Origin of the sequence: Nocardiopsis ansamitocini (assembly GCF_030268225.1) — a bacterium.
GTDB classification, from domain to species: domain Bacteria; phylum Actinomycetota; class Actinomycetes; order Streptosporangiales; family Streptosporangiaceae; genus Nocardiopsis_D; species Nocardiopsis_D ansamitocini.
The window spans coordinates 184,071-199,224 of record NZ_BSQG01000002.1 but is presented as its reverse complement, the minus strand read 5'-3'; the positions used below and the strand labels follow the sequence as shown (position 1 = coordinate 199,224).

Here is a 15,154-nt window from a genome sequence, read left to right as displayed (position 1 = left end):
CGCGCACGGGGAGGGGTGGCCGGTGCCACTGGGCCGGTCACTTCCCCGCTCTTTGGAGCGGGGCCTGGAGCGCGACCCTGCGGACCCGGACCGCACCCGGACCATGGCCGCAGGACTCGTACGCCGTGAGGGCCGCGGCACGCCACGTCCGCGCCTTTCCGAGGTTGCCGAGGCTGTGGTGGGCGTCGGCCAACTGCTCGGCCGCACGCCCGGCCAGGACGGGGTAGCCGTTCCGACTCGCCACCGCATAGGCCCATTCCCCACTCGCGAGCGCGTCGACCGCCTCCACCGGTCCCGCTGCCGGGATGCCGACCGGGGCTTCGACACGATGCCGGTGCATGGCGGCGTCGGAACCGGCCGCCCATACCTCCCGGTGCGACTCCACCGCGTCGTCCACGCGCCCCATGCCGTGGCCGGCGTGCGCCGGAGCGTTGCGGGCGGCGGAACCGACCCAGGGCACATCGGCCCCCCGGGCGAGGTCCGGCGCGGACTCCGCGTGCGCGGCCGCCCGGCCGTAGCGGCCCTCGTCGGCGTGCGCCTGGCTCGACCCGGCCAACGCACGGGGCCGAGCGGACCGCGTACTCAGTAGGCGCAGGTGGCGTAGCGCGTCGTGATAGTCGCGCACCGCACCTTCGGTGTCGCCCATGCATCGACGGATCCACGCCAGTTCCAATAGCACCAGCCCGCTGGGGTCATCGGTGGCGGAGGCATTGTTGAGAGTGTCGGCACGCGCCAGGTGCGCATGCGCCCGGCCCTGCTCACCCATCCGGCTGTGGCTGGGCCCCGGACTCACGCGCAGGGCGCCCGCCCCCTCCTCGCGTCCGAGCGCGCGCCTGGCCGCACGGACCGCCGCGCCCAGGCCGCCCTGGCACTGGTGGACCGCGGCCAAGGCCGTCAGCGCCTCGACGACCACGTCCGACCGGCCGGCCGCGGCCCCCACCCGACACGCCAGGGTGAGGTGGTGGGCGGCTGTCGAGAGCGGGCCGGCCTCCAGATACGCGAGCCCCAGGCTCAGGTGCATCGCCGCGGCCCCCCGTTTGTCCCCACAGCTCAGAGCGGCGTCGAGGCCGATGAGGCTGATGGAGCGCCACTCCCCGTCGTGCCCGCCCAGACGCAGAAAGGGGACCATGGCCTCGGCGGTACGCCACGCGCGGGCGTGGTAACCGCACTGTGCGGCGCGGGTGACCACAGCGGTGACATTGGCCAGTTCCGCGCGCAGCCACTCAAGGGCCGCCTCGCGTCCGGCGAAGACAGTCGGCCCTGTTCCGGGGGTAGCGCGGCAACCACGGGTGACGAACCTGTTCGCGGCCGTCGCGAGCTCGTGGAAATGGTCGACCAGGCGCAGGAGCACCGCGGTGCGTTCCCGCGCCGTCTCCTCGGCCTCGGCACGCTCCGCGGCGTAGAGCCGCAGCAGGGTGTGGAGGCGGTACCGGCCGGCTCGACACTGCTCGACGAGGTTGTCGTCGAGCAGTGCGCGCAACCCGGCAGCCGCCTTGGCCTGCGGACAGTCCGCTGCTGCCGCCACTGTCCGGGCGCTGAAGGTCGCACCCGGGATCAAGCCGAGGATCCGAAACAGTCGGGCCTGGTCAAGGGGCAGGCGCTGGTAGGACCACGCGAAGGAGGCGGCGACCACGCCTTCGTCCTCGTCGGCTGACAGTTTCGTCAGCGGAGTGACCGTGCGGAGTTCGGCGACGAGCGCCGCGATGTCGGGCCGGGTTCCCGCGGCAGTCGCGGCGAGTCGCAGTGCGAGCGGCAGGTACCCGCAGAGGCGGGCCAGGTCGGCGGTGGCCACTGGTTCGGCGGCCACCGCGTCCGCCCCGAGGAATTGGGTCAACAGTTCGACTGCCCGGTCAGGTGCCAGGCAACCCAGCCGAATCGGTCTCGCCCCGTCCCGAGCGGTCAGACCGGTGAGCCGACGCCGACTGGTGACCAGTACCGTTCCTCCGGTGTGCCCGGGAAGCAGGGGGCGGACCTGCTCCGCGGTGGCGGCGTTGTCCAGGATCAGGCAGATCCTTCGTCCTGCCAGCCGTGACCGGTAGATCCGCGCCAACTCGTCGATGTCGCGGTTCGGGGCGGGGAGGTCTCCGCCCAGGCTGCGCAGCAGTGCGTGCAGGGCTTCGGCCGGCTCCAACGGGACATTCCGGGCGCTGAAACCGCGCAGGTCGATGTAGAGCTGGCCGTCGGGGAACCGATCACTCGCCGAATGCGCCCAATGCAAGGCGAGCGCGGTCTTGCCGACTCCGGGCTGACCGGTGGCGACCCAGATCTCCGGTCCTTGTCCGCTATCGGCGTGCGCACCGTGCGCGGCTTTGTCCAGGAGCTCCAGCTCGGCCCGGCGGTCGACGAATCCCCGCACACCGTGCGGCAGCTCCGCCGGAAGCTCCTTCCCGGCCGGCTGGACGTGACCGACCGACGCGACCGGCTCGGTACTGGGGGATTCACGCACGCTGCTCGGCGGTTCGGCTCGCGGCACCGACTCGACCGGCTTGACGAAGCCGTGTCCGCCCCCTTGAAGGTTCTCACCGCGCAGGACTTGCTGTTGCAGGCGTCGAATCGGCTCCCCCGGCTCGATGCCCAGTTCGTCGGTGAGCCGGACACGCAGTTCCGTGTAGACCTCCAGCGCTTCGGCGGTGCGGTCCGCCCGGTGCAGGGCGAGCATGAGTTGCCCGGCGAGCCGCTCCCGATGGGGAAACTCCGCGAGGATCGCGCGCAGTTCGGCGACGATCTCACCCGAGCGGCCCAGGAGCAGTTCGACGTCGTAGAGTTCCTCCACCGCACCCGCTCGAAGCTCCTCCAGCGCGGGACCGGCGATGGCCGACAGAGAGGCTTCGACCCCGCCGAGAGCCGGACCGCTCCACAGCGACAAGGCGCCCCGCAGCTTGGTGACCGCCTCTTCCAAGCGGCCGGCGTCACGGTCGGCGCGGGCCCGGGAGGCCAACAACGCGAACCTGTCCCGGTCGACCTCGCCGGGGCTGGTGACGACGGTGTATCCGGGAGCACAGCGGACGATGGCCGCTTTGCCGATCCTGGAGCGCAGTTCGCACACGTGCACCTGGAGTTGGGCCCGGGCCCGATTAGGGGGACGGCTCCAGATCCTGTCGATGAGCTCGTCGTCGGTGACGATCTGGTTGGGCCGCATCAGCAGGGCCGCCAGCAGGGTACGCCGTTTCGGGCCTCCCACGTTCACCGCGTGTCCCTCGTCGTATGCCTGCACGGCCCCGAGAATCCGATACCGGATCGGTAACCAGTCGTCTGACACTCGCGATTCCCCCATTCAGCCAGGAAAACGGTGACAGTATGCCATTCGGTGACGGAAGGTGACAGGGATTAAGCAAAGGTCGCTTTCCACGCGGTCGATCCCTGTCGCGTCAGCGGCCCCGCCCTCGGACGCACCGCCCCGCTGCCGGACGAATGGCATGGCGGTGCGGTTCGCGTCCGCCCCTGCGACCGCGAACCGCACCGTCGGCAGCGGATCAGCCGCAGTTGGTCCCGTTCATACGGACCGTTGTGCCGGTGATGGTTCCGACCCAGTCGACGCAGGCACCACGCGCCGCCACGTAGACCGGGCCCGCATAGGTGGTGTAGGTGCCCGAGTCCTGCTGCCAGGCCCCATTGGGGCTCACGGCGAGGAAGACGGCCATGGCCACAGCCGAACCAGGACTGTTTCGCACGGTCACCGCGCAGTTGTAGCCGGTGGAACTGTTGTAGGTCAGGAACACGGTCCCCTTGGAACCGATATCGGCCGAGTTCACCACCGCATACCCGGAACCGCACGCATTGTTGTAAGTCGCCGCGGCGGCCGGCCCGACCGTTGCGACCGTCGCCGACATCGCCGCGCCCGCCACCAACACCGCGGCAGCCAGCTTCCTCATCACCCTCATACGCATCCGATCCGCCCCGGAGCCGCCCTGCGCGACACACGAGCGCAAGCGTCACAGAGTGCGCTTTGCAACCGCTTGGCTTTCACTTTTCGACGCCTTTCCCCTTGAAAGCGAATCACCCATACGTCATGTGAAGGCAACAAAATTACCTTAATTACATAAAGTGCGCATTCCGGTTCACATTACGGGCAAGGGTTTTTCGACGGACTGTGACCCAGGAGGTACAGCATGGAAATCGGCGGTTTGATCAGCGCACTGATCATCGGATTGATTGTCGGTGCTCTCGGCAGACTCATCGTTCCCGGCAGGCAGGACATTCCTATTTGGCTGACGCTCGTCATCGGCGTCGTCGCGGCTCTGATCGGCACCGCGATCATGGCGAGCCTGACCGCCTCGTTCTGGCTGACCCTGATCGTTCAGGTGGTCCTGGCAGCGGCCGGCGTCTACCTCGTCACGATGCTGCGCGGTGGTCGGCATAGCCACGCCTGACGCACCGACGGCAAGCCCATCCGTCCCCAACCACGAAGGACCCGCGCCCCGGGCGCGGGTCCTTCGTCGCTGACGCCTCTCCCCCGGAGCGTCTTCCCACGTCCGGCTCCAAGCCAGCCCCCACCCCTCCCCCTCCCGCCGACGCGCCCCACAGCGGTCCACCCCGCGCGCACCGATGGCGAGCGGTATGCGCGCGATGTCGCGGGGGCGGCGGGCGGCAGCCGTCCCCGACCGCGCCACGTCCGACCGGAACAGCAAGAAGGGGTCTCGGCACGCGCCGAGACCCCTTCACTGTTTCCCGTGTCAGGCGGGAACGTTCCACTTCTGGTTGGCGCCGCTGTGGCAGGGCCAGATCACGAGCCGGGTGCCGTCCGCGCCGCTTCCGCCCTGGGCGTCCAGGCACTTACCGGAATTGGGGTTGCGCAACTGGCCCGCACTGGTGCGTTCCCACTTCTGTGCGGGGACTCCAGCGCAGTCCCACAGCTGGACCGGTGTGCTGTCCGCGGTTCTGCCACCGGTGACGTCCATGCACCTGCCGTAGGCCCGGATGGTGCCGTCGGTGGCCATGGTCCAGTTCTGCGCCTGGTTGTTGTTGCAGTGGGCGATCTGGAGGGGCGTCCCGTTGGCGTTGACGGCGCCGGCGACGTCCAGGCACATGCCGTTGATGCCGGTGATCCTGCCGCTGGCGCCGCTGCCGCCGCCACCGTTGTTACCGCCGCTGCCGGCTCCGTTGTCGTAGACGCGGACGTAGTCGACGCGCATCTGCTGGGGGAACTGGGTGGAGCCGTCGGGGTAGCCCGGCCACTCGCCGCCGACCGCGACGTTGAGGATCATGAAGAAGGGGTGGTCGTAGACCCACTTGTTGCCGCCCACGTTGGCGGGGGTGAAGGTCTGGTAGGCGACGTCGTCGACGAACCAGGTGATCTTGTTGGGGCTCCAGTCCACCGCGAAGGTGTGGAAGTCATCGGCGAACGACCAGCCCTGGGGGTGCTGGTAGTGGCCGGTGATGCCGCCTCCACCGGAGTATCCGGGGCCGTGGATGCTGCCGTGGACCCGGTGGGGCTCCCTGCCGATGTTCTCCATGATGTCGATCTCGCCGGAGTGGGGCCACTGCGTCTCGGGGAAGTTGTCGCCCAGCATCCAGAACGCCGGCCAGATCCCCTGTCCGCGCGGGATCTGGATCCGCGCCTCGAACCGGCCGTAGGCGCGCTCGAACTTGTCCTTGGTCACCATCCGGGCGGAGGTGTAGGAGCCGTTGCTCTCCCGCTTGGCGGTGATGACCAGGTTGCCGTTGCCGTCCAGCGCGGAGTTCCCCCGGCTGGTGGTGTAGTTCTGCAGCTCCTGGTTGCCCCACCCGTGGGCGCCGGTCTCATGGGTCCACTTGCTGGGATCGGGTGCGCTGCCGGCCGCGCCGTTGAACTCGTCGCTCCACACGAGGTCGCCGGGAGCTGCCATGAGTTCGGAACCAGCGGTGAGCTGGGCCTCGGGGCCGTCGACGGCCTCAGGCGTCAGCGTGTCGACTGCCACGAGGCTCGCGGCCGCAAGCGCGGTGATCGCGAGTGCCGCCGGGAGGAAACGGCGCACGGGACCGCGCGAACTTCTTCGACTCATTTGGATTCTTCCGATCTGAACCGCCGCGGACCCGCGCGTGGTCGCCGACCACAACGGGGTGACACGGATCTGGACGGTTCACGTGGATCAGCGTGTCCGGAGTCGGGGAGCGCCAGGCCCCGAGGTAGAGGGGGCGGAGGCGGGCGCGGACCAGATCCGGCACACGGGGGGTTGATGTGACTTACAGGGACTTTTCGTCACCCTCTGCACTGGAAAGAGACTTTACTGTTACCCGGATGGCAACGCAAGATGTAAAGAACAGTTAATTGGGAACGCTCCCGCTTACTTTCGGCCGCCCTCACAGAGGATTCGTGCGCCAACGCCACCGATCGCCAACGCTTGTTTCAGTGGTGACGGGTAGGTAGAGCAGGACCTCGTCCCACCACAGAGGGGCCGGAGCGGATCCACTCGACACCCGAGAAAGCTGGAGCAGAACATGCCCAAGGGAAACTGGACCCAGGAACGACTGCCGGACCAGAGCGGCGCAATAGCCGTGGTGACCGGGGGAAGTTCCGGGCTGGGCCTGGAGACCGCCTACAAACTCGCCGAGGCCGGCGCCCGCGTGGTGCTGACCTCGCGCGGCGAGGACAAGGGCCGGGCCGCGGCCCGCGAGATCACCGACCGGGTGCCCGGCGCCCAGGTGGAGCACGCACGCCTCCACCTGGACGACCTCGCCTCGATCCGCGACTTCGCCGAGCAGTTCCCCTACGAACGCCTCGACCTGCTGTTCAACAACGCCGGGGTGATGGACATCCCGCTGGCGCGCACCGCCGACGGCTTCGAGATGCAGTTCGGCACCAACCACCTCGGCCACTTCGCCCTCACCGGCCTGCTACTGCCCGTGCTGCTCAACGCGGACGCTCCCCGGGTCATCACTATCAGCAGCGGACTGCACAGCATCGGCTACCTCGACCTGGACGACCTCAACTGGGAACAGCGGCCCTACAACCCCTGGCTCGCCTACGGCCAGTCCAAACTGGCGAACCTGCTGTTCACCGCCGAACTGGACCGGCTGGCCAAGGAGGCCGACTCTCCTCTGCTGAGTGTGGCGGCCCATCCCGGATACGCGGCGACCAACCTGCACTCCGTCGGCGGCGAGATGCGCGGATCGCGCCTGCGGGGCACCGCGATGCGCGCCGCCAACCGCATCTTCGCCCAGAGCGCCCTGGCCGGCGCCTGGCCCGGCCTCTACGCGGCCACCATCCCCGGTGTCGAAGGCGGGGACTACTACGGACCCCGCAACGGACGCACCGGCACACCCGTCAGGTCCGCCAGGAGCGTCGCGGCCAGGGACGAGGCAACCGCCAGGGCGCTGTGGAAGCGTTCCGAAGAGCTGACTCTGGTGTCCTACGACTTTCCCGCGGCCGAATCTGGCCGTCATGGCGCTGGCCTGGGATAACACCCCATCGGATCGGGGGTGTCACCACCTGCCGGGCGGCCTGCGCGCATCCTCGGGCCCACAACGGGTACCCGTACAGGAGACGCGGGGGGTCACCCGGTGGGGCGCGCCTCCCGCACAGGACGCCGTCGAACGAGTTCGACCCGACCCCCCACGAGGCGGTGCTGCAAACAATGAACGACAACGAGGTGTACCCCGTGCGGGCGACCCGGACGTTTCCCGGCGTACCGCAGGAATGCGGTGCGGCGCGCGCCTGGGCCAAAACCATCGTGCAAGCGTTTCCCGAGATCAGTGACGCGGTGGAACTCGTCACCAGTGAACTGTTCGCCAACGCTGTCAGGCACACCGCGTCGGGGATCCCCGGCGGCGAGGTGGAGGTGGCGGTGACCATGACCGGGGACCGCCCCGAGTGCATCCGCCTGGAGGTCACCGACCAGGGCCGACGCCCGGACCGGCCGTGGTCGGTGCCCCACGCGCGGATGCCCTCCGAGGACTCCCAGGGGGGACGCGGCCTCTTCATCGCCTCTGCTCTTTCCCGGGAGTGGGGCCGGTTTCCCGTGACGGGCAGCGGCGCACACCATCTCCCTGGCCAGGCGCACGACCGGCCCGGCTCGATGATCACCTGGGCGGAGTTCCCCGTGCACCAGATCGAACGGGACCTGGAGCTGGCCGGTGCATCCTGATCAGGCGATTGCTCCCCTTCCCCGGTCGTGAGGGGCGCGCTTCCCGGCTCGGGCCGAGGATGAGCGCCCCCACGACCGGTTGAAGGCGGTCGGGCTCACAGCCCGACGGTCACACCGCCACTGAACATGGAGCCGTGCAGTTCGACGCGGTCGGGGCTGACGTCCTCGGGAATGTCGAAGACGACCTTCACATCGACGCTGTTGCCGGGGTTGACCTGGTTGAGGAAGGAATCGGTGTCCTCCAGATAAATCCCGGCGGTCGTGTCGTCGGCGTACTCGGTTCCTTCGGCGTCGAGCAGTTTCTGGTCCGAACCGTCGAAGTACTGTGCCTCTCCACCGGTGTTCTCGGCTCGGCAGGAAGGCAACCGAACGGCTCCTGTGCCCGATCACGTTCCAAGGGAGCAGCGGTTGTCACCGTCGAGCGGTAGCCGCGCGTGTCCTCTGCTGGGAAGCCCGCAGCCCACCCAGCGCCACGCCGACCGTAACGGCTCCGCCGGCGAAAGCCAGCGCCAGGACAGTGGCGGTTCCGAGGGAGTGCCTCGGCCGAAGAGGGGTTTGTTGTTTCGTTCCGGCAGTGAGGACTACGGGGCGTTGTCGCCGATATTCCTCGTCGAGAATCCGGGAAAAACGGTGCTGCGCTCGGTTGCCTGCCGTAGTCAATCGGGCCTCTCTGGCGTCCGCCCAATAAGCCCTGCCCACCCTGCCTTGAAACATCTCCGCTGAAACCGCTCTGAGCCGTCGTTCGGGAAGGGTGCCGAGCCCATATGCGGTCTCCCACTGGGACACGATCATGTTCGTGTAGAGGCGCTGTTTGCGGGTCTTCGGGTCATCCGGCTCAGGAAGCGGCCCCCAGCACTCGTCCAGGTCCGGATCGTCCATCGCCATACGCAATAGATCCGACACGGCCTGGCGGCGGGTTTCTTCCATCGCCCGTTGTGTCTCACGGGCCTGGTAAACGAGCGTCAAAGCCACACCGACCAGCGCCAATACGGCGATCAACGCCGACACCGCACCATAGGTCTGCCCGATGAGGCTCAACTGCTGCCAATCACCGCTTTCACCGAAGAGCCGCAAAGCATAAGGAGACAGGCCAACCAACCCGATCGCCACCGTCACAACAAACGCGATCGTAACAGCGACCAGCGGTTTCACGGTTCCTTTGTCGACGACATCCACTTCTCGCCGATCAGACACCCTGCCCGTCGCCCCTGACCGCAGGAACCAGTGGGGTGATCTCCCGGGTGAAGTAGTCGGTCAGTGGTTCGGCCCTCTCGTACAATCCCGCGATGCCGGCCGCCGCCTCTGAGACGAGTGCCCGGTCGTCGACCCGTTTCGCACCGATCGGAGCCCATTCGTCGTCATAACGAACCTGGTAGAGCACCTGGTCCCCGTAGACCACGAGCTCTGGCAGCTGCGCGGAAATCTCCAGATGACGCACCTGCTCCACGGGCAGGACCCGGATGCTCATACCGCACTCCGCGAAGATCCGGTGGCTGTGCATCTCCCATACGAGGTAGGGGGTGGGCGAAGGCTCGACAACGCGCAACCGACGTAGTTCGAGGCCTTGCGCACGGTACGAATCGGCCTCGGCTCGGACCGCGTCACGCTCGGATTCGAAGATGTCGATCACCGTGGGCCAATCCCCTTCACGAAACGCCGTCCAGGCCGGATCATGGGGCTCACTGAACACCTGCGAACGCTCCAGTTTCCAGATCACCCCGTGTGCGAGGGCGACCGCCGACCGGGAATCGACGTGGTAGGCACGACGATCCAAAATCGTTCCATCCGCTTCACGCACCCGGTCAAACATCAGCGATATCCGGCTTGGCGGCGCGCAGCATGTTTCCGGGAACGACGACGAGGCGTTCGTCATGGCCCACGCTCACTCCTGGAGGCATTCGGTCGGCGAAGAGCGCGGTGGCGTCGCGCCCGACCACGGCCACGTCACCGTTGGAAAGCTCCCAGATATCGGGACAATCGGCAGTTGTCCGACTGTCCCCGAGTTCGACAGCGCTTTTACCGAGCCTGCGGAGAAAAGTGGCTTCGGGATCGATCTCCCATGGGCGTGTCATCGCGGGTTCCCCGGTTCGGTGAGAGTGGGTCCACTGGATTCCCCGCCCCATCGATCACCACACCTCTGCGGGGGAAGAAGTCCGAAACCGGTCACCCACATGATCGGACCGGCCCCGAGAACCGGGGGTTTCGTCACTGGAGCACTGCCGTCAGAGGGCTGGACCGGGACGGACCTCCAGAACCCTTTACCGCGTGGAACTAGGGTTCGTGGCAGGTATTCGCGAAGGCGGTTGGAGGTAGTGGTGAAGGATCAGTTGCCGGGGCCGGTGCGGTGGGCGCGGATTCTGATGTTCGTGATCGCGGGGTTGACGTTCGCGTTGGCGGTGGTCGCGTTCATCCGGTTGGGGATGAGCGCGCATGCCTTCGGTTACGTCCTGGGCGCGTCGTTGCCCGGGGTGGCGCAGTTGATCCTGGGGCTGATGGTGCGCCGGCGCGGGCGCATCCTGCACGCGGCGATCGTCACCGTGCAGGTGTTGTTCATCGCCTACACCCTGCTCACTTTGGGCTCGGAGGGTGTCGTGACCCAGCTGGTGCTGCCCACCACCGTGTTGGTCCTGGTGCTGCTGCGTTCCTCCCGTGAGTACTTCCGCCAACCCGCGCAACGCTGAACCCCTTGGGGGGCGGTTGCCGGGAGTGGTTGGGGGGCGTCCGGTTGCGGCCACCCCGCGACCGCCCTTTCGCTCTCGTTTGGTTGCTACCGTTCACCTTTTGGGTTTCACCGGCCAGGGGCGCGCGGATGCTGTGGGGTAGGGGCTTGTGCTGAGACGGATCCATGACCCCGACCGCGGCGCCTCGGCCCTGGAATACGCCGGCGTGTTCCTGCTGGTGGCCGCGATCGTGGCCGCGTTGGCCCTCACCGATGTGGGCACCCAGGTCAGCACCGGCCTGACCCAGGCCGTGGACCGCGCCCTGGGCCGCGAGGACACCACCCCCCAGGAAGCGGCCCAACCCGAGGGGTCCTCGCCCGCCACGGTGCCCGCAGTCGACACCACCGGCCACGACGCCCCTGAGGGCGGCGCGCCGGTACTCACCCCCGTCAACAACAACAACAACAACGACGACGATGGTGGTGGTGGGGGGAACTTCCTCACCGACGCCTGGGATTGGACCTGGGACAAGGGCTCGGCCATCGGCAGCGGCCTGTGGGACTCCGGCGCGGGCTTCGTGGGCGACGTCAAAGACGGCGCGGTAGGACTCTGGAACGGCGCCGGTGACCTGTGGAACGACCCCGGGCAGTGGGCTTCTGACACGTGGGACTCGGTGTGGGGCGGGGTGACCGGTACCTGGGACGCCGCCACCAGCGACCCGTGGGGTTTCGTCAAGGACCTGTTCGTCAGCGAGGAGGCCCAGGCCGACTGGGACGACGGCGAGCGGCTGCACGCGGGTTCCCAGGTCGTGGGCGACACCCTGATCGGGTTCATCCCCTTCCTCGGTTGGGGCAAGAAGATCGACCGGGCCTTCGGCCTCGGCGGCAACAACCGCGACTCCAACTCCAACTCCGATTCGGATTCGGATTCGGATTCGGATGGGGGGAACCGCGACCAGGACGCCATCTCGTGCCCCCGGGGCCCCAACAGTTTCATCCCCGCGACCCTGGTGCTCATGGCCGATGGTTCGACCACACCCATCGAAGCGGTGCAGGTGGGCCACGAAGTGCTGGCCACCGACCCGCTCACCGGTGAGAGCGCACCGCGCGAGGTCACCCACCTCATCGAGGGCTCAGGCGCCAAGACCCTGGTCGACATCACGATCACCGACACCGACGGCCACACCGCGACCATCACCGCTACCGATGCCCACCCCTTCTGGGTCCCCGACCTCGCCCAGTGGGTCGACGCCGCCGACCTGGAGCCCGGCTCGTGGCTGCGCACCTCCACCGGCACCTGGGTCCAAGCCGACGCGGTGGACGTGCGCACCGTGGCCGACCAGCAGGTCCACAACCTCACCGTTGAGGACCTGCACACCTACCACGTCGTCGCCGGCGAAACACCCCTACTCGTCCACAACAGCAATTCGTGCATTCCAGATGATTCGCATCTTCCGCCGGCGCCAGAACTGATCAGTTCTGGGCAGAAATACGATAAGAACAGTCCATTCTGGCGAGGACGTAACCTGCCCGCGCAAGGAGGTCCTCCCAACCAGACCCTCTACAAGCAGGATCCCCAGACGGGAGATGTCACCAACTACATCGTCTATGACGGAAACGGGAATGCCATAAAGCGGGTCGATCTCACGGGAGCAGCCCATTCGGGTATCGAAACTCCGCATGTGATTCCATACCAGCACAATCAAACGCCCAGCGGTGAGATCCACGTGCAAGGACTCCGCAACGATGTGCGTCCTGCCCGTCCGGACGAGAAACTGTGACTATGAGTAGTGAGCGGCCTTTCTGGCATGGGAGAACCGAGCCGGAGTTCGTCGGGACCTGGCGAGAGCGCTTCGGCGGGTCGCGCACACTGACCCCGACCGCCTACCTGGATCAGGAGGCGGCCTACCCCTACGTTCTCGCCGCCGCGTGGCTGTTCTGCCCCGAGACCATCGAACACCGGGGCGGGGTGTTCCTCGCCGAAGCCGGCACGGAGACCGCCGACCGTTGGATCGCTTACTTCGGCGGCGACGTCCGCCGTGCGGAGTCGATGGTCAACACGACCTCTCTGTTCGACGTCTTCACCAACGTCGGAGTCGACTCCTACGGTGAGGAGAACCTCCGGCAGCTGGCCTACGCCATCGGGGAGTGCTGGCAGGGGCTCCTCCCACGCCGTCACCCTCGGCATGACATCGTCGTCACGGTGACCGACGAGCAAGACGGCGCTTACGGGCCCACCGTGACCTTCGCGCAGGCGCCGGACGGCCCCGCCAGTCGATGAGCGAACGGCCGGGCGTTCCCGTGAGGAGAAAGAAAGGGAATGGCTGCTGTTCCGGGTGACGTCGTGGCAGGGCGAGGAGATCACTTCCTCCTCCGCGCGCGACAGTGAACTCATCGGCCTGGTCAAAGCCGAAGGGATCAGGACCCTGAACCGGTTAGCGGAATTGAATCCGGCCAACGCCACCGCCCACGAACGCGCCCTGGCCCGGCTCTCCGCCCTCAGCGTCACCTGACGGTCGGGAAGAACGGTGAAGAGGCATTTCCATTCATGAGACCGACTCTCGCGCAGGGTCTCCCCGCCTCTCCCCACCTCCTGTACCTGGATGCAGCGTTCCGGCCGGCGCCTCGGACGGATCCATCGAGCAGGCGCGGCCGCCTCTCATACCGCCAGAAGTATCTCTGGGTATAAAAACACTCAAGAGAACGCTCCTGGCCAGCGGCGCCGCGCACCCCGACGAGATCGTAGTATGCACCGATGCTGAGGTGGAGCGCGTCCTCGCCACGAAACCGTCCGTTCGGCCGCCCGACGACTACACGGGCTTCCTCACGGCGTTCGGCCGGGGCGCGGGCAACCTCTTCCGTGGGACGGATCTCTACTACCCCGGCTGCCTGGACTTCAACGACTACGCCGAGGAATTCGCCGCCGAGGAGGATCCCGGCCTCGTCACCGACGGATGCTTCTTCTTCTGCGTGCACCAGGGATACCTGCTCTACTTCTTCCGCTCCGACGCCCCCGGCGTCTGGTCGTACCTGGAGGGGAGCGGCGAGGCCCGACATGCCGCGGACTTTTTCCGCTCGTTCGTGGCGACGGCCGCCGACCACCCGCCCGAGTACTGGGAGTACGCGCGCGAACAGGACCGCGCCAACACCGAGGCCAAGGAGAAACGGCGACGCGCTTCGCAATGAGCGGTTTCCGGGACGGGGGCAGCCGCGTCGACCAGTGGTCGGCACGGTCCTCCCGGTCCGAAATCCGGAGAGGACGGCAGGCGATGACGGCTAGTGCCCCCAGGCTCTCGACCTACCTGCGCACCCGGCACGGCGAGTTCGTCGACATCTTCTCCCCTGAGGCGCACGGCGAGGGCCGCGCCTACCCGGAGGGCGCGATCGAACTCGTCCTCAGCGGCAAAGCGGTCCTCACCACCGACCTGTGGGACGACATCGAGTTCCTCTGGTGGTACCTCGTGGACATGGTCGCGCAGTTCTTCGCACACGGCTCGGGGAGGATGGATTTCCCCGACCAGCCGCTGACCGCCACCCTGACCAGACGCCGAGGCGACTGGCTGCTGTTCGAGGTCACGGCATGGCGGGGACGGGAAGTCATCACCTCCTCGTCCGTGCGGGAGAAGGAACTCGTCGGGCTGCTCGCAACCGAAGGCGCCAAGACACTGCGCCGTCTCACGGAGTTGAATCCGGCCAACACCGTCAACAACGAACGCGCTCTCGCTCGGCTGTTCGCACTCGCCGGTGCACTCGCGCAGCAGGAGCAATCGGCCGGGGGCCCGTGAGCCGCCCGGAGGGCGTTTCAGGGGCCCGTCTGCACGCGCGTTCGCGGTCGCGAGCCCCGCGGGGCAGACCCGTGCTTCCTCCGTCGACGAACGGCGCCCTGATCTTTCCGCGGGTACCGGTGTATACCGACGAAGAAGCGCACGCGTTCGGCCGGTGCGGGGAGTTTTATCCCGGTGGGGACGAAAGTCCCAGGCAGTACCGATAATTCGTTCAGGAAAGCGTGATTTGTGTAGGGTCGGTCTGGAACACGATGAACCCGCGTTACCTCCTTTGAGAAGGACCCCATGCGCCATCGAGAATTCATCGTTCCCGCAGATCAGACTTTTATCGATCACATCGGAGTAGCCCCCGACCGCAACGCGGGGGACGACGACGTGGCGAGTCTGAGCCTGACGACGCCCGCCGGGGAGAGCGTGTGCCTCTCCTACGACATCCCGGGACGGTCCATCGCTCTGCGCGTCTCGCAGGGCCCGGAGACCCTGTTGTCGCTCTACCGGGAGGGGGCGACCCTGCTGTCCCTTGAAGCACGGGCGACGGGGTGCGTACTGAACGTGGCGTTCGACTCTGTCGACTGCACCGGGAAGCTGCACATCGAATTCGACCCGAAATTCAAGATGAGCGACCAGTTGTTGCAGAACTGATCGTC

At 67.4% G+C, this 15,154-nt stretch carries 17 protein-coding genes and 1 pseudogene; 10 read left to right on the top strand and 8 right to left on the bottom strand.

Features of this window, described 5'->3' with window-relative positions:
• Positions 1 to 37: 37 nt before the first annotated feature.
• Both QSJ59_RS07445 and QSJ59_RS07440 read right to left on the bottom strand, forming a co-directional pair.
• A complete protein-coding gene (locus tag QSJ59_RS07445; RefSeq protein WP_285758168.1) occupies positions 38 to 3,214 on the bottom strand; it encodes an AfsR/SARP family transcriptional regulator in 3,177 nt (1,058 codons plus the stop codon).
• A 259-nt stretch (positions 3,215 to 3,473) separates the two neighbouring features.
• On the bottom strand, positions 3,474 to 3,872 hold the full coding sequence (locus tag QSJ59_RS07440) for a spore-associated protein A (RefSeq protein ID WP_285758167.1): 399 nt from the start codon (positions 3,870 to 3,872) through the stop codon (positions 3,474 to 3,476).
• Between the two features lie 237 nt (positions 3,873 to 4,109).
• Between QSJ59_RS07440 and QSJ59_RS07435 the strand changes: the two genes are divergently transcribed.
• A complete protein-coding gene (locus tag QSJ59_RS07435; RefSeq protein WP_285758166.1) occupies positions 4,110 to 4,370 on the top strand; it encodes a GlsB/YeaQ/YmgE family stress response membrane protein in 261 nt (86 codons plus the stop codon).
• 303 nt (positions 4,371 to 4,673) lie between these two features.
• On the opposite strand, the gene QSJ59_RS24365 is transcribed toward QSJ59_RS07435, so the two are convergent.
• Both QSJ59_RS24365 and QSJ59_RS07425 read right to left on the bottom strand, forming a co-directional pair.
• A complete protein-coding gene (locus tag QSJ59_RS24365) occupies positions 4,674 to 5,045 on the bottom strand; it encodes an RICIN domain-containing protein (RefSeq protein WP_285758753.1) in 372 nt (123 codons plus the stop codon).
• Positions 5,046 to 5,099: 54 nt separating this feature from the next.
• A pseudogene (locus tag QSJ59_RS07425) lies at positions 5,100 to 5,981 on the bottom strand (glycoside hydrolase family 16 protein); the annotation flags it as partial.
• A 436-nt stretch (positions 5,982 to 6,417) separates the two neighbouring features.
• Between QSJ59_RS07425 and QSJ59_RS07420 the strand changes: the two are divergent.
• Together QSJ59_RS07420 and QSJ59_RS07415 are read left to right on the top strand one after the other, a co-directional pair.
• A complete protein-coding gene (locus tag QSJ59_RS07420) occupies positions 6,418 to 7,380 on the top strand; it encodes an oxidoreductase (protein WP_285758165.1) in 963 nt (320 codons plus the stop codon).
• 173 nt (positions 7,381 to 7,553) lie between these two features.
• The gene (locus tag QSJ59_RS07415) at positions 7,554 to 8,063 is read left to right on the top strand and encodes an ATP-binding protein (RefSeq protein ID WP_285758164.1); all 510 of its coding nucleotides are present in this window, start codon (positions 7,554 to 7,556) and stop codon (positions 8,061 to 8,063) included.
• Positions 8,064 to 8,158: 95 nt separating this feature from the next.
• On the opposite strand, the gene QSJ59_RS07410 is transcribed toward QSJ59_RS07415, so the two are convergent.
• The 4 genes from QSJ59_RS07410 to QSJ59_RS07395 are packed head-to-tail and all read right to left on the bottom strand — an operon-like array spanning position 8,159 to position 10,135.
• Positions 8,159 to 8,428 (bottom strand): DUF4352 domain-containing protein, encoded by a 270-nt coding sequence (locus QSJ59_RS07410; protein ID WP_285758163.1) that lies wholly within the window; start codon positions 8,426 to 8,428, stop codon positions 8,159 to 8,161.
• Between the two features lie 46 nt (positions 8,429 to 8,474).
• Positions 8,475 to 9,257 carry a DUF6082 family protein gene (locus tag QSJ59_RS07405; RefSeq protein ID WP_285758162.1) on the bottom strand — a complete coding sequence of 261 codons (783 nt, stop codon included), beginning with the start codon at positions 9,255 to 9,257 and terminating at the stop codon, positions 8,475 to 8,477.
• Positions 9,250 to 9,837 carry a DUF6879 family protein gene (locus QSJ59_RS07400; RefSeq protein ID WP_285758160.1) on the bottom strand — a complete coding sequence of 196 codons (588 nt, stop codon included), beginning with the start codon at positions 9,835 to 9,837 and terminating at the stop codon, positions 9,250 to 9,252. Before QSJ59_RS07400 ends, QSJ59_RS07405 begins: the two co-directional genes overlap by 8 nt.
• Positions 9,838 to 9,865: 28 nt before the next feature.
• Positions 9,866 to 10,135: a hypothetical protein gene (locus QSJ59_RS07395; RefSeq protein ID WP_285758159.1), complete on the bottom strand. Its 270-nt coding sequence runs from the start codon at positions 10,133 to 10,135 to the stop codon at positions 9,866 to 9,868.
• Between the two features lie 243 nt (positions 10,136 to 10,378).
• Between QSJ59_RS07395 and QSJ59_RS07390 the strand changes: the two genes are divergently transcribed.
• The 7 genes from QSJ59_RS07390 (at position 10,379) to QSJ59_RS07360 (ending at position 15,149) form a co-directional block, all read left to right on the top strand.
• Positions 10,379 to 10,744: a hypothetical protein gene (locus tag QSJ59_RS07390; protein ID WP_285758157.1), complete on the top strand. Its 366-nt coding sequence runs from the start codon at positions 10,379 to 10,381 to the stop codon at positions 10,742 to 10,744.
• A 148-nt stretch (positions 10,745 to 10,892) separates the two neighbouring features.
• Positions 10,893 to 12,503 (top strand): polymorphic toxin-type HINT domain-containing protein, encoded by a 1,611-nt coding sequence (locus tag QSJ59_RS07385; protein ID WP_285758156.1) that lies wholly within the window; start codon positions 10,893 to 10,895, stop codon positions 12,501 to 12,503.
• A gap of 2 nt (positions 12,504 to 12,505) precedes the next feature.
• Positions 12,506 to 13,003 carry a hypothetical protein gene (locus QSJ59_RS07380; protein ID WP_285758154.1) on the top strand — a complete coding sequence of 166 codons (498 nt, stop codon included), beginning with the start codon at positions 12,506 to 12,508 and terminating at the stop codon, positions 13,001 to 13,003.
• Between the two features lie 55 nt (positions 13,004 to 13,058).
• Positions 13,059 to 13,235, top strand: coding sequence for a hypothetical protein (locus QSJ59_RS07375; RefSeq protein ID WP_285758152.1), 177 nt, complete (start codon positions 13,059 to 13,061; stop codon positions 13,233 to 13,235).
• A 250-nt stretch (positions 13,236 to 13,485) separates the two neighbouring features.
• A complete protein-coding gene (locus tag QSJ59_RS07370) occupies positions 13,486 to 13,908 on the top strand; it encodes an SMI1/KNR4 family protein (RefSeq protein ID WP_285758150.1) in 423 nt (140 codons plus the stop codon).
• Positions 13,909 to 13,991: 83 nt separating this feature from the next.
• A complete protein-coding gene (locus QSJ59_RS07365; RefSeq protein WP_285758149.1) occupies positions 13,992 to 14,507 on the top strand; it encodes a hypothetical protein in 516 nt (171 codons plus the stop codon).
• Positions 14,508 to 14,792: 285 nt separating this feature from the next.
• Positions 14,793 to 15,149, top strand: coding sequence for a hypothetical protein (locus QSJ59_RS07360; RefSeq protein ID WP_285758147.1), 357 nt, complete (start codon positions 14,793 to 14,795; stop codon positions 15,147 to 15,149).
• Positions 15,150 to 15,154: the final 5 nt, after the last annotated feature.